The following is a 20,323-nucleotide window of genomic DNA, read 5'->3' on the forward strand; positions in this document are numbered from 1 at the left end:
GTATCCCCTCGCCCAAGCCGCCATGAGCCAGCCGACGTATTCCCGCACCCGCCCCTGCCGCGTCAACGAAGTCCCGCGCTGGGATTTCGAGGCCGACGTGTGCATCGTCGGCTTCGGTGCCGCCGGCGCCTCGGCCGCGATCGAGGCCGCCCGTGCCGGTGCCAAGGTGCTGCTGTTCGAAGTCAGCGCCGCGCACGGTGGCACTTCAGCGCTGTCCGGCGGCGAGATCTACATGGGCGGCCACGGCGGCACACCAATCCAGCGCAGCGCCGGCTTCCATGACGACACCGAGGATTTCTACCGGTATCTGCTGATGGCCGGCGGCCCGAACGCGGATCAGGCCAAGTGCCGCGCCTACGCCGACGGCTGCGCCGAGCACTACCAGTGGCTCGTCGCACAGGGCCTGCAGTACAAGAACAGCTTCATCAAGGAGCGCATCGTCGAGCCGCTCACCGACGACTGCCTGCTGTGGAGCGGCAGCGAAGAGGCCTATCCGTTCAATCTAGGCGCCAAGCCCTGCCCGCGCGGCCACACGCCGCAGTGGATGGGCATGGGCGGCGGCAAGTACCTGATGGACGTGCTCGCCGGGCAGGTGATCAAAGCGGGCGTGCAAGTGCAGTACGAAGCGCGCGCCGTGTCACTGATCGCCGAGTCCGACAATCAGGTGCGCGGCATTGTCGTCAGGATCGATGGCATCGACCGTTACGCGCGTGCGCGCGGCGGCGTAATCCTGTGCGCCGGCGGCTTCATCATGAATCGCGACATGGTCAAGCGGCATGCGCCGATGCTGCTGCGTGCGCAGTATCCGCTGGGCACGGTCGACGACGGCTCCGGCGTGCAACTCGGCCAGAGCGTCGGCGGCGCCGCGATCAACATGAGCGAAGGCTTCGTCACGCTGCCCTGGTATCCGCCGGAGCGCCTGATCCGCGGCATCTTCATCAACGAGCGCGGGCAGCGCTTCATCAACGAGGACTGCTACCACGGCCGCGTCTCGCATCACTGCCTGCAACAGGGCGGCAACCGCATCTACGTCCTGCTCGACAAGAACAGCTATGCCGAGCCGGACTTCGGCGCGCATTTCAAGATCGGCATCGGCGCCACCGGCGAAACCTGGGCCGAGGTCGAGCGCGAACTCGATCTGCCCTTGGGCGCGCTGACCTCCACCGTCGCGCTGTACAACCAGCACGCAGAACGCTCCGAGGACCCGCTGTATCACAAGGCATCGAAGTGGGTGCAGCCGCTGCTGGAGCCACCGTTCGTGGCGCTGGATTGCCGCATCGATCACGCGCTCTATACGACGTTCACGATGGGCGGGCTGGACACTGCGGTCAGCGGAGAAGTGCTCGACGAATCACGCCGGTGCCTGCCCGGACTGTACGCGGCGGGCCGCAGCAGCTGCGGCCTGCCGCGCTGGGGCGAGGGCTACAGCTCGGGTCTGTCGCTGGCCGACGCCACCTACTTCGGACGCCAGGCCGGAATCGCGTCCGCCCGCCGCGCCGCGCAGCTGAGGTAGACGCAGCCAGCTTGTTGGTTATCGACCGCTGCAGGGATTACTCTTTTGGAGTCTAGGGGGGTGATCCGCTCGAATCGCCACTCGAATCGCGGATCGACTTGGTCCAACCAGCAAGGGGAGTTGAACATGAAGCAATACGGCGCCGAATTTCTGGGAACGTTCTGGCTCGTCATGGGCGGTTGCGGCAGCGCGGTGCTGGCCGCCGCATTTCCGGAGGTGGGCATTGGCCTGCACGGGGTCGCGCTCGCATTCGGCCTGACCGTGCTCACCATGGCCTACGCGATCGGCCATATCTCCGGCTGCCATCTCAACCCGGCGGTCTCGGTCGGCCTGTGGGCGGGCGGCCGCTTTCCCGCCAGCAAACTGCCGGCCTATATCGTGGCGCAGGTACTGGGCGGAATCGCCGCAGGCGGCGTGCTCTACGTGATTGCCAGCGGTGCGCCGGGCTTCGACGTGTCCAAGGGCTTCGCCTCGAACGGCTACGGCGCCCATTCGCCCGGCGGCTACTCGCTGCTCGCTGCGCTGGTTACCGAAGTGGTCATGACGATGTTCTTCCTGCTGGTGATTCTCGGCTCCACCGACAAGCGCGCGCCGGCCGGCTTCGCTCCGCTGGCGATCGGCTTCGCGCTGACGCTGATCCACCTGATCAGCATTCCGGTGACCAACACCTCGGTCAATCCCGCGCGCAGTACCGCCGTCGCGCTGTTCGTCGGCGATTGGGCCGTCGCCCAGCTTTGGCTGTTCTGGCTGGCGCCGATCGTCGGCGCCCTGCTCGGAGCGCTCACTTACCGCGCCATCGCGAGCGAGGAAAGCTAGGAAACGCGGAACCGATGACGCTGAACGTGCGGAATCGCTCGAAATCGAGTTGTAAAGCAGGAGCAGTGCGGGCTGGAATGGAACCTGCGCTGCTCCTGCCTAGCTTCAGCGAGCGACGAACAGGAAGAACGAGGTGTTGATCGCTGCACCGGCGGCATCCGTGCAATAGATGAAGACGCCGTTCTTTGCACCTGCGCGATCTGCGGTGGTGCAAGTAATACCACCGCTGACCTGGCTGGTAGTCAAGGTATCAACTTGGACCCAGCGAGACCAGCCATTCACCGCCGTGATGTTCCCGCAGATATCACCGAAGAGCACCTCGTAGCTACCGGGGGCAACCAGGGCCGACGACTTCGCGCGAAACTTTCCAGCCAGCGTGCCGTCGGAGTTGATGGCGGCGGTGCACAGGCTCAAACCGGAGGTTCCGGTGAGCGATCCTGCGGCGACATCGGCCGGTACCGGGCCGGCCGAATCATTCGGGCCCGCCGAAGCGCCCATGCTTGAAAAAATCGCCGTTACGGCGGCCACAACAACCAGTCTTTTATTTAGGGACATCAGTGTTCTCCATTGGTGGACAGCGTCATCTTCTTGCGAGGTACGAAAGTTTTCAGATCAATCACGGTGAGTTCTCCCTGGGTCTTGCCCGCCACAACGGCTGCTTTGAACTGCGACGGTTGCGCGACTCGCCCCGTGTTTTCCAGATCCGCTGGAAACAACCGGGGAACCCCGGTGCGAGGGGCTCCTGACTATCCAGACGGAATTTCGGGGAAGAAAGCTCACGCGGTGAGCGAGAAATGTGAACGGCGTCACGAATCCGGTTGCCGGATGGCGCCGCCGGGTGCGGCGGGCGCTACCGCTACTCCTTGTGCCCGAGGGCGGCCAGCGCCTGCGCGCGCGTCTTGCGCAGGTTGCGCTTGACTGTCGCCGGCGACAGTTCTGTCACTGCGCAAAGACCCTCGACCGTCAAGCCTGCGTAGAAATGCATCTCGCAAATATCGTGGCCGCGCTGGTCCATCTGTTTCGGCGCTCGCAGGGCGGAGTCCACCGCAACAGTTGCGGGCCGGAAAAAGCGGTGTCCTCAATCCCGGTGTTCAGCGTCACCGACGCCAGGCCGCCACCACAGTTGCGTGCCGAACGCTGGCGAACATAGTCCATGATGATGCTGCGCATGACCTTTGAGGCATAAGCGAAAAACATTCTGCGGTTCTGGTCAGGCACGCGATCGCGGCAGGTGACTGCGGTGTTGATGCCGATCGCCTACGCCGTCAGCGCCGAAACGGTCGGCTTTAACGTGAATCTCGCGCAGCGATACCGACGTTGCGGACCCCTGCCCCGCTCCCACTGGCTGCGGGGATTTTCCGTTTTCTTGCGAGCCGCTCAGCCTTGCGGCCCACTGCCCTCATCACCCGACGGCGACGGCCTCGAAGCCAGCAATGCAGCCGCGGCGTCGCTGCGCGATACCGCTTCCGAGCGAGCCCGATCGCCGACCGCATTCATCGCCACCAGCCGCTGCGCCGACTCGATGTCGCGCGCCGAGCCCGGCGCCAGCAGCGCGGTCTGGTTCTCGGCGAATTCGCGCAGCAGCCGGCACAGCCGCTCGGCCTCGGCCTGCTCGCCCGACATCGACACCAGAAAACGCGGCTGGTCCGGGCCGAATGCCACGGAATAGAAATCCGCGACCCAGACGCGCAGGGTCATGTCGTCGATGTTGACGACCTGCTTGCGCGTCTTCACCGCGTCCTCCAACACGCGGCCGTAGTCGACGTTGGAGGTCTGGTAATTGCCGCTGATTTCCAGCCACCAGGCGCGAGAACTGAACTCGAAGCGGCGCCACAGGAAGTTGGTGGTACGAAAGCCGTACCAGGCCACCGCGATCAGCTGCGCCCCCAGTACCAGCGGGTTGATCGCGGCAATGGCCTTCGATGAAGCCGCATACGCCAGCAAAGCGCAGCCGACCAGCGCGGCCATCATCGCAAACAGATCGACGATCACCAGATAACGGTACTCGCGCATTTGCAGCGCACTACCGAAGTTCAAGGCTTCGGCATCACGCGGCACCGGCTGCGATTCCTCCAACAGCTCGCCGGTGAACGATCCCGTTCCGGCCTCGATCTGCGGCGACACCCGAGAGTAGGCACGGTTCGGGATTTTCTCGGTCCAGACCGCCTGCAGCTGGCGATCCAGCTCCAGTAACAGCTGCCGCGGATGCGCGTTCATCGACAGCGTTTCCAGATGATTCGCCATCGATATTTTTTCGGGCCGCAGTGTCTGCCCTACCAGCGCCAGCAGAAACAGCAGGTTCGCCGCCAGCGCCAGAATCAGGAACACCGTCGTCAGCATGCCGAGATGAATCCTGTCGGCATACAGCAGTGGCCGCGTCGCGGTCATGCTCAGCAGAACCGGCACGATGATCGATAGCAACAGCAGTAGCACGAACGGCTTGATGCCCAGTGACAGCTTGCCGGCGCGTGCGCGCAGCGGCTTCAGGATCACCAGCGCGGTCAGAACCAGGAAGCCGAGATGAATCCAGCTTTTCGCGGCCGCGTTGATCACGCCGAAACTGGCAACCGCGAAGCACAGGAAGATCGCCAACAGCACGGCGGTGTTATAGAACTGAATGCGCGCGCGCCACTGCACCGGCGGCGGCGAGAACACCAGATCCGGGATCATCTTGTAGAGCAGCTGGTCGAAGCCGCTGACCGGCGTCTCGAAGCTGATCGCGTTCTGGCGGATCGTCTCACGCAGCTGCTGGCCGCTCTCGGTGACACCGTCCTTCTGCGGGCTGAGCACATCGGCCAGCGGCGCCGGCTGGTTGCGGCCGAAGTAGAACACCAGCTGGCGCATGACCATGCCGACCATCAGCAGGCCCGAAATCAGCAGCCCGACACCGATCGCCAAGGGCCGCGCGGCCACCTGGCCGGCGTGCTGCAGCAGCCATTCGCGGCCGGTCCACAGCGCGAACGCGGCAACGGCGAGTTGCACCACGCCGGCGACGATCAGCAGCACATTCTCGACGCGATGCGGGTTCGGCAGATTGAATCGTGAGGATTCGGGGTTGTATTCGTAGGCCATGCGATGTCCTCGTAAGGGCTCGTAAATCCCTGTGTTGCCCGGTATCGCGATGCTACCGGAGCACAGAGCCCTTCGCCGCCCGCCGTTGGGCATAGCTCGCAAAATGCAAGCGGCGCGCCTTCGAGTGCAAACCCAGCAGCCAGCGTCAGGCGCTTGGCTTTATGCTTGCGGTCCCCTGACCCACGATCGATCGACTACATGAACCCAGTGCTGGCAAAGAACGGCCCGACCCTGCTGTTGCTGACGGGGCTCGCCGGATGTGCCTCCTACGGCCAGACCGATCTGGCCTCGGCCGGATACGAGAAGCTGCGGCAAGGTGCCTACGTCAGCGTCGGCCCGATCGTCCAGATGCGGTCCAAAACCGTGCAAAAACCCTCATATCGTGACGAACCCGGCCGGCTCGCGATCCGCGCCGACGAGGCGCTGCTCGCCGAGCTGAACTGCGGCGAGAAATCCAATGGCATCGGCTACAGCCTGGCCACCAAGTACTACCAGATCACCGTGAGCAAGGACGCCCATATCAGCTACGCGCCGTTGATCGAATCGGCATCGGGCGAGAAAACCTGCAAGGTCCTGATCAACATCGTCGACGCCAATGGACGCTATCTGAAACACGATTTCGACACCGTCGTGAACCTCACCAGCGACGGCGAAAAAGTCTACAGCTACAAGCTCGTGACGAGCGGCGCCGATGCACCCAAGGTGCCGGTTACCGAAGCCGCTCCGCCGCCGCGCTAGTCCTTTGCCAACATCGGGCGTACACGTCGGCAAAGGCTTGCCGACCTACTGCCTTACAGGGCGCGCAGCTTGCGAACCTCGCGGACCGCGACCGCGAGCGCCTGGAAGTCCGCGCCGTTGCTTGCCTGCAGCTCGGCGACACGATTCATCGCAAAGCGCACCGCCTGCTCATGTGCGGACACCCAGGCATCGATTCGCGCTTCCGCGTTCGCGCCCGGTTGCAGCAGCACGCGCGCGGCGATCCGGCAATGAATCTTGTAGGCGTCGTCACGCAGGTTGTTGCGCGCAAGCGCCTGCCATTGATCGCTGACTTTCAGCGCCAGGATCGCGGCGTGCAGCCAGGGCATGCGCAGGCGCTCGCCGATCGCGAAATAGACGGCGGCGGTCTCGGTCAGCGGCAGGCAGGCCTGCTCGGCGAGGTCGGCGATGTCGAGAGCGCAGCCGAGCACCAGCGTGTTCGCCAGGCTGCGCGCCAAAGGCTCGGCGCCCTTGTCGGCACCGATCTCGGCGACGATGCCGTTGCAGGTGCGATCCCATTCTTCGCGATAGGCCGGCGACAGAATCCCGGGCAGCGCAGCTTCGAGGCTGGCGACCGGCTCGCGATAGCTCGCCGCCAGATCGCCCACCGCGCGCTCGGCCAGGCGCGAGCGCACGATCCAGCCGCTCGCGTGCTTGAGCAGGCCGCTCGCACGCAGCATCAGCCGGTACTGCAGAGTAGCCGGCACCTGGTTGTCGAGCGCCTCGATGGCGCGCCAGTAGCGGTCGCCGCCGAAGATTTCGTGCGCGGTCGCATAGGCCTTCAGCACCTCGGCACGGGTCACGCCATGATCCGCCGCCATCCGGTGAGCGAACGCGATGCCCATGCGGTTGACGATCGCATTGCTCAGGATCGTCGCGATGATTTCGCGCTTCAAACGATGCTGCAGCAGGGCCTCCCGATAACGCGCGACCAGCAGCGGCGGAAAATTCCCCAGCAGATCGCGTTCGAAGAACGGATCGTCCGGGATGTCCGAGTTCAGCGCCGCGTCGTTCAGCGAGATCTTCGAATACGCGACCAGCACCGCGAGTTCGGGGCGCGTCAGGCCGCGGCCTTCACCGCGACGCTCCTTCAGCGTCTCCTCGTCGGGCAGCACTTCGATCGCGCGATTCAGCAGGCCGTCGCGCTCCAGCATGCGCATCAGGCCAGCGTGCTCTTCGAGCCGTGATGCGGCCTCGCGCTCCATCAGGCTGACGCAGGCCGACTGCACGTAGTTGTCGCGCAGCACCAGAGCGGCGACGTCGTCGGTCATCGCCGCGAGCAGCGGGTCGCGCTGCTCGCGGCTCAGCTGGCCTTCGGCCATCAGGCGGTTCAGCGGGATCTTGATGTTGACCTCGCGATCCGAGCAGTGCACGCCGGCGCTGTTGTCGATCGCGTCGGTGTTCAGGCGCCCGCCGTTCAAGGCGTATTCGATGCGCCCGGCCTGGGTGAAGCCGAGATTGCCACCCTCACCGACGACTTTGGCGCGCAGGTCGCGGCCGTTGACGCGGATGTTGTCGTTGGCGCGGTCGCGCACTTCGACATGGCTCTGATGCTGGCTCTTGACGTAGGTGCCGATGCCGCCGTTCCAGAACAGATCCACCGGCGCTTTCAGAATCGCGTTCATCAGCTCCGGCGGCGTCCAGCCTTCGCGGTCCAGTCCCAGCGCGGCCTGCGCCTGCGGCGACAGCCTGATCAGCTTCGCCGTGCGCGGATAAATGCCACCGCCTTCGGAAATCAGGCTGGAGTCGTATTCCATCCACGAGCTGCGCGGCAACGCGAAAAGTCTCTCGCGCTCGACAAAACTCTTGTCTTCATCCGGCGTCGGGTCGATGAAGATATGGCGATGATCGAAAGCCGCGATCACGCGCGTCTTGCGCGACAACAGCATGCCGTTGCCGAACACGTCGCCGCTCATATCGCCGATGCCGACGACGGTGAACGGCTCGCTCTGGATATCGCGCTCCAGCTCGCGGAAATGGCGCTTGACGCTTTCCCAGGCGCCTTTGGCGGTGATGCCCATCTTCTTGTGGTCGTAGCCGACGCTGCCGCCGGAGGCGAAGGCATCGCCCAGCCAGAAGCCGTATTCGTGGGCGACGCCGTTGGCGATGTCCGAGAACGTTGCGGTGCCCTTGTCGGCGGCGACCACCAGATAGGGATCGTCAACGTCCAGCCGCACGACATCGCGCGGCGCCTCGATCGCATCGCCGACGCGGTTGTCGGTGATGTCGAGCAGGCCGCGCAGGAAAGTCTTGTAGCACTCGATGCCCTGCGCCATCCAGGCTTCGCGCTTGCCGGAGTCGACCGGCTTCTTGACGACGAAGCCGCCCTTGGCGCCGACCGGCACGATCACCGCGTTCTTGACCATCTGCGCCTTCATCAGGCCCAGCACTTCGGTACGGAAATCCTCGCGCCGGTCGCTCCAGCGCAGGCCGCCACGCGCGACGCGGCCGCCGCGCAGATGCACGCCTTCGACCTCCGGCGAATACACCCAGATCTCGAACATCGGCCGCGGATATGGCAGCTCCGGGATCTTGGACGGATCGAGCTTGATGCTGATGTAAGGCTTCTGCGAGCCGTCCGCGGCGCTCTGGTAGAAGTTGGTGCGCAGGCTCGCATGCACCACCGACAGGAAGGCGCGCAGCACGCGGTCGGCGTCGAGGCTGGTGACCGCGTCCAGCGCCGCATCGATCTCCTGCGCGAACTTGATTTCGTCGCTCTGGCGCTTGTCCGGCGCGATCCGCGGATCGAAGCGCGACTCGAACAGACGCACCAGCAGGCGCGCGATCTGCGGATGCGCACCGAGCTGCTGCTCGATGTCGACGCGGCCGAACGGCAGACCGACCTGGTTGATGTACTTGGCCAGTGCGCGTACGCAGGCAACCTGGCGATAATCCAGGCCCGCGGCGAGCACCAGCTTGTTCAGGCCGTCGTTCTCGGTCGCAGCGGTGAAGGTCTTGACCAGCGCGGTTTCGAAGAAGGTCTTCTGCACCTCGGCCGACAGTTTCGACGTCGGCGCCTCGATACTGAACTCCTGTATCCACAGCGCCGGGCTATCCTTGGGCGTGATCTGCGTCGGCTCCTGGCTGAGCACGCGCAGGCCGAAGTTCTCCAGCGTCGGCAGCACGTCGGACAAGGCCACCGGCGATTCGCGCGCGTACAGCTTGAGGCTGGCGGCGCGCACCGGCATCGCGGCGGCGTCGAGGATCAGCCGCGGCAGCAGCGGCTCGGCTTCGGACAGGCGCAGCAGGTAATGCAGATCGGCCTCGGCGTCGGGCGGACTGACACTCTCGGTATACGACAGCGGGAACGCATCGGCGTAACGCGCCAGGATCTGCGTGCTGCGACCGCCTACCGTGCGCTGCAGCAGTTCGCGCAATTGTTCGCGCCAGTTGCGCGTGGCCGCGATCAGGCGCTGCTCGATCTGCTCGGCGCTCAGATCGATCTGCGTGCCCGGCGGCGTGCGCACGACAAAGCGCACGCGCGCCATCGAACCGCGCAGCGAATCGACCTGACGATCGACCGAGATGCCGTTGAAGATTTTCAGCAGTTCGGCAGCCAGCCGGTCACGCAGTTCGCGCGAATAACGATCGCGCGGCAAGTAGATCATGCAGCTGTAGAAACGGCCGTAGCGGTCACGGCGCAGAAACAGCTTGAGCTGATGGCGGTCACGCAGCGCGCGGATGCCCATCGCGGTGCGGTACAGCTCCTGCTCGCTGGACTGGAACAGCTCCTCGCGCGGCAGCAGATGCAGGATCTCGCGCAGCAGCTTGCCGGAATGCGAGTCCTCGGCGATGCGCGAGCGCCGCATCACGTAGTCCGCCTTGGCGCGGATCAGCGGGATCGTGCGCGGCCGGTCCACGTAGACGTCGGACGCAAACAGGCCGACGAAGCGGCAGGTGCCGGCGACGCTGCCGTCCTCGCGATACTGCTTGACCGAGATCACGTCCATGTAGTCGGCCAGGTGCACATGCGCGCGGCGGTTGGCCTTGGTGACCACGATCAGCCGCGCCGACTCGGCGTACTTGTCCAACTCGGCCTTGGGCGCGATCAGCTCGGCGGTGTCGGCGTAACGCTCGCCGGGCCGCGACAGGCCCAGCGCGGATTCGCTGGCGTCGAACAGCTGGGCGCGGCCGTCGGCTCCAGTCGCGGCGCGCGTCTCGGTATAGCCGAGAAAAGTGAAATGCCCGTCCGCAAGCCATTGCAGGAACTCGCGGCCCTCCCCGAACTCGGCCGGATCGACATTCGGCGGCATCTGGCGCAGACCCTCGGCCAGCGCCAGCGCGCGCTCGCGCATCGCCGGCGCGTCGGCGACGGCGCGACGCAGATCGGACAGCGAGTCCTTCAGCTCCTGCTCGAGCGCGGCGTACGCGGCCTCGTTCGGCAGCGGCTCGAACTCCATGTGAATCCAGGACTCGAGCTGTGCCTCGGCGTCAGTGGCCGCCGCGTCGCCGATCGCGACGATCTGGCCGGCCGCGTCGCGCCGCAGTTTCAGGATCGGGTGCACCGCCCAGTCGATCGACACGCCGGCCTCGCGTACCGCGATCGCGACCGTATCGACCAGGTAGGGCATGTCGTCGACACAGGTCTCGACCAGGGCCAGGCCGCTCAGGGAATCCGCGGATTCACCCGGCCGCAGCAGCCGCAGCCGCAGTTCGCCGGGCTGGCGGCCCTGGGTCCAGCGCAGCTGGTTGAAGGCCAGGTTCAACAGCTCGTCGGCACTGCGCAGCCGCAGCGCGTCCAGCGAAGAGGTGTCGTAGAACCCGCGGATAAAACCTGCGGTGGGCGGCCGCTGCTGGAAATCCTGCCTGGCCTGCCCGGCCGCCTCCAACTGCGCCAGCAAACTCTCCTGCTCTTTACCGGAATCCTGCGCCTCGCTGCCGGCTGATGCCGGCCAGGCCAGGGACTCGCTCCTGGGGTCGTTCATTGGTCCTCCGCGACGGTGACGCGCGACAGCAGCGCGTGGGCGGGTGTTTTTTCTGGTGGGCAGTATGCCAGAGCCACTGTCGGCGCCCCGGCGGACAATGGCAGTCTGGTGTCGCAGCACAGGCGACCGGCCGGGACGGCGTGGCCGACACCGTGCTGTCTATAACGCGCTGTCTATAATGGGAACTCAACGCAGGTGGCAGCATGATGAACCCGGACCAGACCCAACGTGCCCTCGGCGGCGCCCTGCATGCACGCGGATTCGCGGCCGGGCGGCTGCTGTTCTGGGGGCTGTTGGTGATCTGGGCAGCGATCAGCTGGCAGGTCTCGGGGCCACTGTCCGACAGCATGCGTTCGCGCATCAACGACCTGTCGGTGATCCCCGGCGGCGGCCTGGTGATGCGCGACCCGACTGGCGTTTTCTACCACGTCAACAATGCCGGCCGCGCGCGCGCGATCTTCCCCGAGCTGGCACCGCCGGTGTACCAGGAAGTCTGCCTGGACTGCACGCTGGTGACCGGGGAGCAGCTGTCGCAGACCAACGATTTCTGCATCTCCGGCACCAGGAAGACGCTGCCGGCCCTGCAGTTCGAGATCCCCTGCCGCACCTGGGCGCCGCTGGGCGAAGGCCACAACGTACTGGCCTTCGGCATCTTCGTCGTCCCGCTGCTCGGCTTCTGGATCCTGAGAGCAATCCTTCAGCGCGGCACGCCGTAGGTCGGCAATCCCTTGCCGACGTGAGGCGGTGATAGCGCATCGGAGGGTACAGGTCGGCAAAGGATTGCCGACCTACGGCGATCAGCGCAAGACTGTCTGTCAGGCCAAGGCCCGGCGCTGGTCGATTCCGGTACGCTAGACGATCGGCGCGGCCCGGCTAGCCTGCGACCAGAATAATTCGAATCACGGCCGCCCGGCGGGCGGACAGAGGAGTTTTTGATGCACGGCGAAGCCCAAGGCAAGTTCTCCAAGGCGTTCGTGCGCGTGACCGAGCCGATCGTCTTCGGCAACCGGCCGCGTACCCTGGTCGCGATCTTCCTGATGACACTGTTCATGGTCTGGCAGGCGCTGCATCTGCAGCTCGACACCGGCTACGAGAAGCAGCTGCCGCTCGGCCATCCGTACATGAAGGTGTTCAAGCAATACCAGCAGGAATTCGGCGGCGGCAACATCGTGCTGTTCTCGCTGCAGCAGAAAAAGGGCGACATCTACACGCCCGAATTCATGGAAACGCTGCGCAAGCTGACCCAGTCGGTGTTCTTCACCAAGGGCGTGGACCGCGCCCGCGTCAGCTCGCTGTTCACGCCGGACGTGCGCTACCTGGAGACCGTCGAGGACGGCTTCCGCGGCGGCAACGTGATCCCGGCCGAATACGCGGCGACGCCCGAGATGGTCGAGATCATCAAGAGCAACACAGCAAAAGCGAAAGCCATCGGCCGTTACGTCACCAACGACCAGACCGGCGCGATGGTGTTCAGCGAGCTGCTCGAACACGATCCGATGACGGGCAAGCGCATGGATTATCTGGCCACGGCCAAACTCATTGAAGACGTGCGTCAGCACTTCATCAACCCCAAGGTCTACGACTACAAGCTCAAGGCCGATAAAGAGGGCCTGAAAGCCGGCGCGGTGATCGACAGCGTCTACACCGATCCGCGCAAATTCACGTTCCGCTTCCACAAGATCGAGGTCGCCGATCCGGCCGACGCGGCCAAGACGGTCAGCGTCCGTGGAAGCGACGTCGACGTGATCGAGCGCGACAATCCCGACTACAACGCCGGCGTCGACATCCACATCGTCGGCTTCGCCAAGGTCGTCGGCGACATCGGCGATGCGACCTTCGAAGTGGTCGGCTTCTTCGGCCTGGCGCTGCTGCTGACCTGGATCGTGCTGTGGTGGTACACCGGCTCGCCGCTGATCGCGCTGCTGCCGCTGAGCTGCGGCCTGCTCGCGGTGGTCTGGGAACTCGGCATGCTGCATATGGCCGGCTTCGGCCTCGATCCGTTCGCGATCCTGGTGCCGTTCCTGGTGCTGGCGATCTCGGTATCGCACGGCATCCAGATCACCAGTTTCTGGCTGCTGGAGGTCGCCGAGCGCGGAGCCTCCAGCTTCGACGCCTCGCGCAATACCTACAAGCGCCTGGTCACGCCGGGCATCACCGCGCTGGTCACCAACGTGGTCGGCTTCGGCACGATCCTGCTGATCCCGGTCGGCATCATCCGCGAGATGGCGATCAACGCGATGTTCGGCCTGCTGGCGGTGATCGTCTGCAAGAAGATCCTGCTGCCCTGCCTGCTGTCCTACGCACACCTCGGCGACCCGGCCAGGTTCCGCAGCTACCAGCGCAAGCGCGACGCGAACTTCGAGCCGCTCTGGCGCGCGCTGTCGGCGATCACGCTCAAGCCGGTCGCCGCCGTGGTGCTGGTCGTCGCCTTCGCCGGCTGGGGCGGCGCCGAGTACATCTCCAAGCAGCTGAAGATCGGCGAGCTGCATGACGGCGTACCCGAGCTGCGGCCGGATTCGCGCTACAACCAGGACTCCGCATCGATCGCGGCGAACTATTCGATCGGCGTGGAGCTGATCAAGGTGATCGCCGAGAACAAGGCCGACGGCTGCATCGACTACTCGATCATGGAGGAGATCGACCGCTTCGCCTATCGCATGCAGAACACGCCAGGCGTGCAGTCGACGCTGTCCTTGCCGCAGCTCGGCAAGCTGGTCTACGGCGCGTTCAACGAAGGCAACCCGAAGTACCAGGTGCTGCCGCGGTCCAGCGATGGCCTGGTGCTGGCGGGCCAGCAGTTCCCGACTTCGACCGGCTTTTTGAACAACGACTGCAGCGCGATCCCGGTGCTGATCTTCATGACCGATCACAAGGCCGAGACGATCAATACCGTGATCAAAGCGGTCAACGAATTCATCAAGGAACAGGGGCCGAATCCGCAGGTGCAATTCAAGCTCGCCACCGGCAACGTCGGCGTGATGGCGGCGACCAACGACGTGATCCGCGACACCGAACACACCGTGCTGTTCTGGCTGTTCCTGTGCATCGGCATCTGCGTGTGGCTGAGCTTCCGCAGTATCGGCAGCCTGATCTGCGTGCTGCTGCCGCTGTGGATGGTGTCGGTGATCACCTATGCGGTGATGGTGTTCCTGGATATCGGCTTGAAGGTGTCAACGCTGCCGGTCGCCGCGTTCGCCGCCGGTATCGGCGTCGATTACGGCATCTACATCTACAGCGTGCTCGAGGAGTGCATCAACAACGGCATGACGCTGCGCAAGGCCTACGAGACCACGCTGAAGCAGACCGGCAAGGCGGTGGTGGTGACAGCGCTGGCGCTGGCCGCCAGCGTCTGTACGTGGTTGTTGTCGGGCCTGCAGTTCCAGGTCGACATGGGCATCCTGCTGACGATCATGTTTCTGGCCAATGCGGCGGCCGCGGTGCTGCTGCTGCCGGCGTTCGCGGCGTTCCTGGTCAAAGCCAAACCTGTTGCCGCCGACGCCGCACACGGCGACGCCGCCAGCGCCTGAGCAACGAGATCGCCATGAAGACGACGAGCATCAAGATCGCAGCACTGGCCCTGCTGTTCGTGGGCGTCGGCGGCTACGCCATCGCCCAGCAGGAAGAACCGTCCAACCCCAAGGGCGATCCGAGCGAAACCCTTGCGCCCGCGGCACCGCCGGCCAAGCCGCATGCGGCCGAGATCATGCCGCGCGCGACACGCAGCCTGCTGCTCGGCATCACCAACGCCGGCGCGCAGATCGTCGCGGTCGGCGAGCGCGGCAACATCGTGATCTCCAGCGACGGGCAGAAGTGGACGCAATCGCCGTCGCCGGTGAATTCGACGCTGACTGCGGTGGGCTTCGCCGACAGCGACAACGGCTGGGCGGTCGGCCACGACGCCACGATCCTGCACACCACCGACGCCGGCAAGACCTGGACCTTGCAGCACTTCGATCCCGAACTGCAGAAGCCGCTGCTGAACCTGCTGGTGATCGACGCGCAGTACGCCTACGCGCTGGGTGCCTACGGCCTGTTCCTGCAGACCACCGACGGCGGCGCCACCTGGAATGAGGTCGATGCACCGCCGGTGCGCGCAGACGAGCTGCATCTGAGCAGCATGATCCGGCTGAACACCGGCGAGCTGTTCATCGCCGGCGAGCAGGGCACGCTCGCGGTGCGCGGCCTCAATGGCCCCTGGACCAAGCTCGAATCGCCGTATGAGGGCAGCTATTACGGCGCGCTGCCCTGGGGCGCGAAAGGCGTGCTGGTCTACGGCCAGCGCGGCAACATCTACCTGAGCGACGACGTGCACGGCAAGAACTGGAAGCAGATCGATACCGGCTCCAAGCAGGGCTTGTTCGGCGGCACGATGCTGAAGGACCGCGGCGCGCTGCTGGTCGGCGCAGACGAGTACTCGGTGCTGGTCAAGCCCGATGCGACATTCCAGGTCGTGACCGCGCCCAGGGCCGCAGGCGCAACCGCCGGCGGTACGCTGTCGGGCGTCATCGCGGCACCGAGGGGCCTGCTGGTCGTCGGCGAAGCCGGCGTGAAGGCGCTGCCGCTACCGTAGGTTGGGGTGAGCGCAGCGAACCCCAACCTACGGAGCCGGGAATCGGCCAGCTTCGATGGGCAATTACCGCCCGACGTGAAAGTCATCGGCCGCTGCCGGCGGACACGACCATCCGGATGTGGGATTTGGCGGCTCCCGGACGCAGCGAGGCGATGCGCTCGATCAGGCCCTGCGTCACCTCCAGGCCCCGTGCGACGAACAGCACGCCGGTGCTGAGCTTGACGTCTTCCGCGAACACCATGCCGGTCCGCAACGCGGCCAGCGGGATGCTCCGCACCTCGCGAACAACGCCGGCCCGGCCGCGTGCCGCGGTCAATGCCATCAGTGCACGCTCGCTGTAGACCTGGTTCTCGCCGCGCATGATCTCCAGTGCCTCGCCCGGCCCGTGGCCCTGCGCCTCCAGCACATCGAAGGCCACCGCCGCGCGCAGCAGCTCTGCACCGAGCTGGGCCAGTTTTCCGTCGTCACTCAACATCGGGATCGAGCCGGCGTGCCGGGGATCGAAATATCCGGCCAGAATCTCGCGTATCAGTTCCAGCCTGGGAATCTTGCCGAGCAGCTGCTCGACGACCGAGGCTCCGCGCGCCACCAGGCGCCGCTCGTCGGCATCCAGCGGCGTACCGTAGTAGACCTTTTCGACCGTTTCCTGCGGCAGCGTGATGGCACCGAGTTGCGACAGCATGCCGGCAATCTCGATCTGCCAGGTCTGCCGCAGATTCATCTGCGCCGCGAGTTCGCCGACCAGTTGCCGGGTGCGCGAGGCACGCCCGAACGCCAGCGGATTGGTCAGCGCCAGTACCTCGGTCAAGGCCGAGATACTGCCGTGCAGCGTCTGCTGCAGCAGCACCCGCTCCGAGGTGACCAGGCGATGCTGCTCGACCGCCGCTTCCACCGCCGACAGCAGCACGTCGGGCGCGCAGGGCTTGGTCAGGAATCGGAAAATCTGGCCTTCGTTGATCACCGCGATCGCCGAATTGAGATCAGACTGGCCGGTGAGCAGCATACGCGTCGACTCCGGCGAAACCTCGCGGGCCTGGCGCAGGAAAGCGACGCCGTCCATGCCCGGCATGCGCATGTCGGACAGCACCACCGCGATACCCGGGTCACGCTTGAGCGCCTCCAGCGCCGCAGCGCCGCTGGTCGCCGCCAGCAGTTCGTAGCGGCGGCGCAAATGCAGCGCCAATCCGGCCAGCACGTTGGGTTCGTCGTCGACGCACAGCACGCGCACCCGCGGCGCAGCCGGCGGCTCGACCGCTGCACTGACAGGATTGGTGGCCGGTTCCATCATGCGATCCGCCCGGCCACTTCATCCGCCACGATGGCGCGCCAGCGCGGCAACTCGGCGGCGCAGCCCGAGCGCTCGATGAACGCCCGATCGAGCGCTCCGACTCCGGCAGCCCGACCGTCGCAGGGACCGTCGCACAGCGTATCGGCCACGTGCAGAGCCGCGAGCAGCGTGGCGCCCTCGCCTGCCGCAAAAGCACTCGGGCGATGATGAAATGCCACCGCTTCGACCACCGGGAACGGCAGGCCCCAGATGCCGAGCAGATAGGCCCCGACCTCGGCATGGGTCACGCCGAGCAGCTCTTCCTCGATCTCGTGGCAGGCCAGGCCTTCGCTGCGCACGCGCTCCGACACCGACTCGTAGCGCTTCCCGAAACTCAGCGCCAGCAGGATTTTGCCCACGTCGTGCACCAGCCCGGTGGTGAAGGCTTCCTCCGACTGTCTGGGGTCGGTGATGAAGCGGCGCATCATGCGCGCCATGCGCACCGAGTGCTGCTGCAATTGATCCAGGCATACGCCGCGCAGACAGGCCGATTCCATGGTCGAGAAAATATGCGCACTCAGCGCCAGTGCCTTGAGCAGTTCCAGGCCCAGATAGGTCACCGCCTGCCGGATCGAGCTCATCGGCCGGGCAAGACCAAAGTACGATGAGTTCACCAGCTGCAGGATCTTGATGCACATCGCCGGGTCGTTCTGCACGATCGCGGTGACTTCGGCAATGTCCGGCTGCGGCTTCTCCATCGCCCGCTTCAGGTCGGTGTAGGAGCGTGGCAGCGACGGCAGCTGGTCCAGCGCGCCGATCACGTCCTGCGCGGGTCCTTTTCGCAGCAGCGAATAAACGCCGCAGGTGCGATCGATCACCGACAGCAGCTGCTCCGGATCGCAGGGCTTGCTGAGAAATTGATGCGTCACCGGCAGCGCGCGCAGTATCTCGGACTGTTCCGCCTGCCCCGAGAGCACCATGCGCGCCGTGGCGGGATAGCGCTCCTTGACTCGCCTCAGCAGCTCGGCGCCGTCCATCTGCGGCATGCGCATGTCGGAAACCACCAGGTCGAACGGCGCCTTCTCCATCTCCTGCAGCGCAGCGGCACCGCTGGCCACGAACACCATGTCCCAGCGGCCACGCTGCTTGCGCAGCGAGTTCTTCAAGGCCTCGAGTATGCCGGGCTCGTCATCGACAAACAGCAGACGGTTCACGCTGCTGCCCTCTCGATGCCAGCCTTTGCGGGCTCGATCGGCAGGCGCAGATAGAACGTGGTGCCCACGCCGGGCTCGCTGTCGAAGCGCAGCTCGCCCTGATGCTTGTCGACGACCACCGAGCGGGCGATGGCCAGGCCCTGGCCGGTGCCCCGGCCCACATCCTTGGTGGTGAAGAACGGGTCGAAGATCTTGTCGCGGATGGCGGCGGGAATGCCGCCGCCGGTGTCCTGGACGCTGATCACCACGTCCCCGCCGTCGCGCACGGTGCGGATGGTGATGCAGCCGCGCTTATCGCTGCCGCGCACCGCTTCTTCGATGGCGTGCGCAGCATTGATCACAATGTTCAGCAGCGCCTGATTCAAGTCACCCAGGAAGCAAGACACCGGCGGGATCTCGCCCAGTTCGGTGCAGACGTCGGCCACATACTTGTATTCGCTGCGGGCGACGGTCAGCGTGCTGAGAATCGCCTGGTTCAGGTCGGCGTAGGCTTTTTCCTTCTGGTCGGGGTGCGCGAATTCCTTCATCGAGCGGACGATGGTGGTCACCCGCTGCAAGCCTTCCAGCGAGCGGTCGATGGCGCCCGGCATGTTTTCCAGCAGGTAGTCGACGTCGGCGGCCTGTTCACGGGCGCGGATCTGCTGCAGCGCGGCCTGCGACGTGCTGCGGCCTTCGGCCACGTCCTGCAGAGCGCCGCGATAGTGGCCGACCAGGGTCTGCAACTCGGCCATGCCGTCGCGCATGAAGTGGAAGCTGTCATTGACGAACTGGATCGGGGTGTTGATCTCATGCGCCACTCCGGCCGCCAGCCGGCCCACCGATTCCAGCTTCTGAGCCTGGTGCAGTTCCAGCTCCAGCGCTTTTTGATGAGTGACGTCGATGCTGATGCCGCGCACCGACTCCCAGCGTTCGTCTGCGCCATTGCGCGCTACGTTGCTGCGAAAATAAATGTAGTGGCCGTCGCGGTGGCGGAGCCGGTGTTCAACCGCGGTATCCGCACCGAAGCCCTGCTCGGACAGGGCCTTGGCGAAATGAGCCCGATCGTCGGGATGGCTGCATTCGATGATGAAGCCCGGCCTTGCGAAGTGGTTCGGAGTCCAGCCCAGCAAACGCTCGACCTGCGGCCCGATGTACAGGCAGGACCGATCCTGCGGGTCGAGTTCCCAGGGCATGGCGCTGGTATTTTCGAGCAGCGCCCGATACATCTGCTTGGTCGCGAACAGCTGCTCGGTTCGCTCGGTGACCATCCGCTCCAAGTCGTCGCGACGATACTTCGCCTGCTGCGCGAGACTCCACTTGCTGGTCAGCGCACCGGCCAGCTGCAGTACCTCGATGCTGTCGAACGGCTTCTTCAGCACCACGAGCCGGTCCGAGAACCCAAGCTGTTCCTGCATCTCCTCCCAGCCGTAGTCCGAATAGGCGGTGCAGATGACGATCTGCATTTCCGGATCGATTTGCCAGATCCTTCTGGCCGTCTCCACACCGTCCCAACCCGGCGGCATCCGCACGTCGATAAAGGCCATCGCATACGGCAGATGTTGCTCCTCGGCCTGGCGAACCAGGGCAAGTCCGTCAACGCCCTGGGTCGCGAAATCGAGGTGAAAGGGAGAATGCTTCGCCACCAGGCGCGGCGCATCTTCGAACAACACACTCTCGGACTCGTCGATGGTGCTGTTCCGAGTCTGGTCCGATACCGCGCGGAAAATCTTCCTGAAGTCGCTGTGGATCGCTTCGTTGTCGTCGATCAGCAGAATGCGGCGGTTCAGACTGGGGCTATCGGTATCCATGAACGAATTCTCGAAACAGCAAGTAAGCGATCCGGCTGGACGCCAGGCTAGGCGCCGTAGAAAGCACGTCGGAAAGCGTGTAGCGACGCTACCGACGCGATGGTCACGTATGCATTAGCGGCGCGCCGGCCGCGAAACAGGACCATCGCTGACAGCCGGTCGGCGCGGGCGGGCGGACGGCGACTTCGTTGCCGGCACCGGCATGCCTTTCCTCACTCCTCTGTCTGACACCGCCGCTCGACCGAACGACCCGATTGACCGTGATGTGGGGAGTATGGTGGTGCGATTCCGGCGGCCAATGTAGCTCCGGGGCCAGGAGCGAGCTTTCGCTCGGAGGAAAACAGACCATGCTTTGCGCAGTCGCCCGAGCTTGCATCGACAAGCCCGCTGCCGAACGGATGCG

14 protein-coding genes are annotated in these 20,323 nt (G+C 65.2%); 6 read left to right on the forward strand and 8 right to left on the reverse strand.

The genetic code is table 11. The annotated features are described in order from the left end of the window. The first annotated feature begins 22 nt into the window (after positions 1 to 22). Entirely contained in the window at positions 23 to 1,513 is a 1,491-nt protein-coding gene (locus JWQ90_RS15335) for an FAD-dependent oxidoreductase (RefSeq protein WP_299695741.1), read from the forward strand. Positions 1,514 to 1,639: 126 nt separating this feature from the next. After that, positions 1,640 to 2,329, forward strand: a complete 690-nt coding sequence (gene aqpZ, locus JWQ90_RS15340) for an aquaporin Z (RefSeq protein ID WP_299695743.1) — start codon at positions 1,640 to 1,642, stop codon at positions 2,327 to 2,329. Positions 2,330 to 2,434: 105 nt separating this feature from the next. On the opposite strand, the gene JWQ90_RS15345 is transcribed toward aqpZ, so the two are convergent. The 4 genes from JWQ90_RS15345 to JWQ90_RS15355 all read right to left on the reverse strand — a co-directional run bounded on the left by JWQ90_RS15345 (position 2,435) and on the right by JWQ90_RS15355 (position 5,401). Further along, complete coding sequence (locus tag JWQ90_RS15345) at positions 2,435 to 2,884, reverse strand: hypothetical protein (RefSeq protein WP_299695745.1); 450 nt, start codon at positions 2,882 to 2,884, stop codon at positions 2,435 to 2,437. A 301-nt stretch (positions 2,885 to 3,185) separates the two neighbouring features. Continuing rightward, the gene (locus tag JWQ90_RS15350; protein ID WP_366919516.1) at positions 3,186 to 3,374 is read right to left on the reverse strand and encodes an ECF-type sigma factor; all 189 of its coding nucleotides are present in this window, start codon (positions 3,372 to 3,374) and stop codon (positions 3,186 to 3,188) included. Then, positions 3,293 to 3,526 (reverse strand): hypothetical protein, encoded by a 234-nt coding sequence (locus JWQ90_RS29190; protein WP_366919517.1) that lies wholly within the window; start codon positions 3,524 to 3,526, stop codon positions 3,293 to 3,295. Before JWQ90_RS29190 ends, JWQ90_RS15350 begins: the two co-directional genes overlap by 82 nt. A 180-nt stretch (positions 3,527 to 3,706) precedes the next feature. Beyond that, positions 3,707 to 5,401: a hypothetical protein gene (locus JWQ90_RS15355; RefSeq protein WP_299695749.1), complete on the reverse strand. Its 1,695-nt coding sequence runs from the start codon at positions 5,399 to 5,401 to the stop codon at positions 3,707 to 3,709. 198 nt (positions 5,402 to 5,599) lie between these two features. Here JWQ90_RS15355 and JWQ90_RS15360 point away from each other — a divergent pair, with 198 nt between their 5' ends. Further along, entirely contained in the window at positions 5,600 to 6,139 is a 540-nt protein-coding gene (locus JWQ90_RS15360) for a hypothetical protein (RefSeq protein ID WP_299695751.1), read from the forward strand. Positions 6,140 to 6,192: 53 nt separating this feature from the next. Here the strand turns inward: JWQ90_RS15360 and JWQ90_RS15365 are convergent, their stop codons facing one another. After that, the gene (locus JWQ90_RS15365; protein ID WP_299695753.1) at positions 6,193 to 11,082 is read right to left on the reverse strand and encodes an NAD-glutamate dehydrogenase; all 4,890 of its coding nucleotides are present in this window, start codon (positions 11,080 to 11,082) and stop codon (positions 6,193 to 6,195) included. 203 nt (positions 11,083 to 11,285) lie between these two features. Here JWQ90_RS15365 and JWQ90_RS15370 point away from each other — a divergent pair, with 203 nt between their 5' ends. From JWQ90_RS15370 to JWQ90_RS15380, 3 genes are all read left to right on the forward strand, one after another. Beyond that, entirely contained in the window at positions 11,286 to 11,798 is a 513-nt protein-coding gene (locus JWQ90_RS15370; protein WP_299695755.1) for a hypothetical protein, read from the forward strand. Between the two features lie 219 nt (positions 11,799 to 12,017). After that, positions 12,018 to 14,609: an MMPL family transporter gene (locus JWQ90_RS15375; RefSeq protein ID WP_299695757.1), complete on the forward strand. Its 2,592-nt coding sequence runs from the start codon at positions 12,018 to 12,020 to the stop codon at positions 14,607 to 14,609. Positions 14,610 to 14,623: 14 nt separating this feature from the next. Further along, positions 14,624 to 15,652 (forward strand): YCF48-related protein, encoded by a 1,029-nt coding sequence (locus JWQ90_RS15380; RefSeq protein ID WP_299695759.1) that lies wholly within the window; start codon positions 14,624 to 14,626, stop codon positions 15,650 to 15,652. A gap of 82 nt (positions 15,653 to 15,734) precedes the next feature. Here JWQ90_RS15380 and JWQ90_RS15385 read toward each other — a convergent pair whose 3' ends face one another. The 3 genes from JWQ90_RS15385 to JWQ90_RS15395 are packed head-to-tail and all read right to left on the reverse strand — an operon-like array spanning position 15,735 to position 19,920. Continuing rightward, on the reverse strand, positions 15,735 to 16,940 hold the full coding sequence (locus JWQ90_RS15385; protein ID WP_299695761.1) for an HD domain-containing phosphohydrolase: 1,206 nt from the start codon (positions 16,938 to 16,940) through the stop codon (positions 15,735 to 15,737). After that, positions 16,937 to 18,133, reverse strand: coding sequence for a response regulator (locus JWQ90_RS15390; RefSeq protein WP_299695763.1), 1,197 nt, complete (start codon positions 18,131 to 18,133; stop codon positions 16,937 to 16,939). The genes JWQ90_RS15385 and JWQ90_RS15390 overlap by 4 nt, the downstream gene beginning before the upstream one ends. Then, the gene (locus tag JWQ90_RS15395; RefSeq protein ID WP_299695765.1) at positions 18,130 to 19,920 is read right to left on the reverse strand and encodes an ATP-binding protein; all 1,791 of its coding nucleotides are present in this window, start codon (positions 19,918 to 19,920) and stop codon (positions 18,130 to 18,132) included. The genes JWQ90_RS15390 and JWQ90_RS15395 overlap by 4 nt, the downstream gene beginning before the upstream one ends. Between the last annotated feature and the right edge of the window lie 403 nt (positions 19,921 to 20,323).

The sequence above is a fragment of the Hydrocarboniphaga sp. genome, from assembly GCF_028291725.1.
In the GTDB taxonomy this organism is placed as follows: domain Bacteria; phylum Pseudomonadota; class Gammaproteobacteria; order Nevskiales; family Nevskiaceae; genus Hydrocarboniphaga.

Bases quoted from the DNA above. Each gene is read 5' to 3' on its own strand.
- JWQ90_RS15375 (WP_299695757.1), top strand. From the start codon at position 12,018: ATGCACGGCGAAGCCCAAGGCAAGTTCTCCAAGGCGTTCGTGCGCGTG.
- JWQ90_RS15395 (WP_299695765.1), bottom strand. From the start codon at position 19,920: ATGGATACCGATAGCCCCAGTCTGAACCGCCGCATTCTGCTGATCGAC.
- JWQ90_RS15345 (WP_299695745.1), bottom strand. From the start codon at position 2,884: ATGTCCCTAAATAAAAGACTGGTTGTTGTGGCCGCCGTAACGGCGATT.
- JWQ90_RS15365 (WP_299695753.1), bottom strand. From the start codon at position 11,082: ATGAACGACCCCAGGAGCGAGTCCCTGGCCTGGCCGGCATCAGCCGGC.
- JWQ90_RS15385 (WP_299695761.1), bottom strand. From the start codon at position 16,940: ATGATGGAACCGGCCACCAATCCTGTCAGTGCAGCGGTCGAGCCGCCG.
- JWQ90_RS29190 (WP_366919517.1), bottom strand. From the start codon at position 3,526: ATGTTTTTCGCTTATGCCTCAAAGGTCATGCGCAGCATCATCATGGAC.
- JWQ90_RS15380 (WP_299695759.1), top strand. From the start codon at position 14,624: ATGAAGACGACGAGCATCAAGATCGCAGCACTGGCCCTGCTGTTCGTG.
- JWQ90_RS15370 (WP_299695755.1), top strand. From the start codon at position 11,286: ATGATGAACCCGGACCAGACCCAACGTGCCCTCGGCGGCGCCCTGCAT.
- JWQ90_RS15360 (WP_299695751.1), top strand. From the start codon at position 5,600: ATGAACCCAGTGCTGGCAAAGAACGGCCCGACCCTGCTGTTGCTGACG.
- aqpZ (WP_299695743.1), top strand. From the start codon at position 1,640: ATGAAGCAATACGGCGCCGAATTTCTGGGAACGTTCTGGCTCGTCATG.
- JWQ90_RS15355 (WP_299695749.1), bottom strand. From the start codon at position 5,401: ATGGCCTACGAATACAACCCCGAATCCTCACGATTCAATCTGCCGAAC.
- JWQ90_RS15335 (WP_299695741.1), top strand. From the start codon at position 23: ATGAGCCAGCCGACGTATTCCCGCACCCGCCCCTGCCGCGTCAACGAA.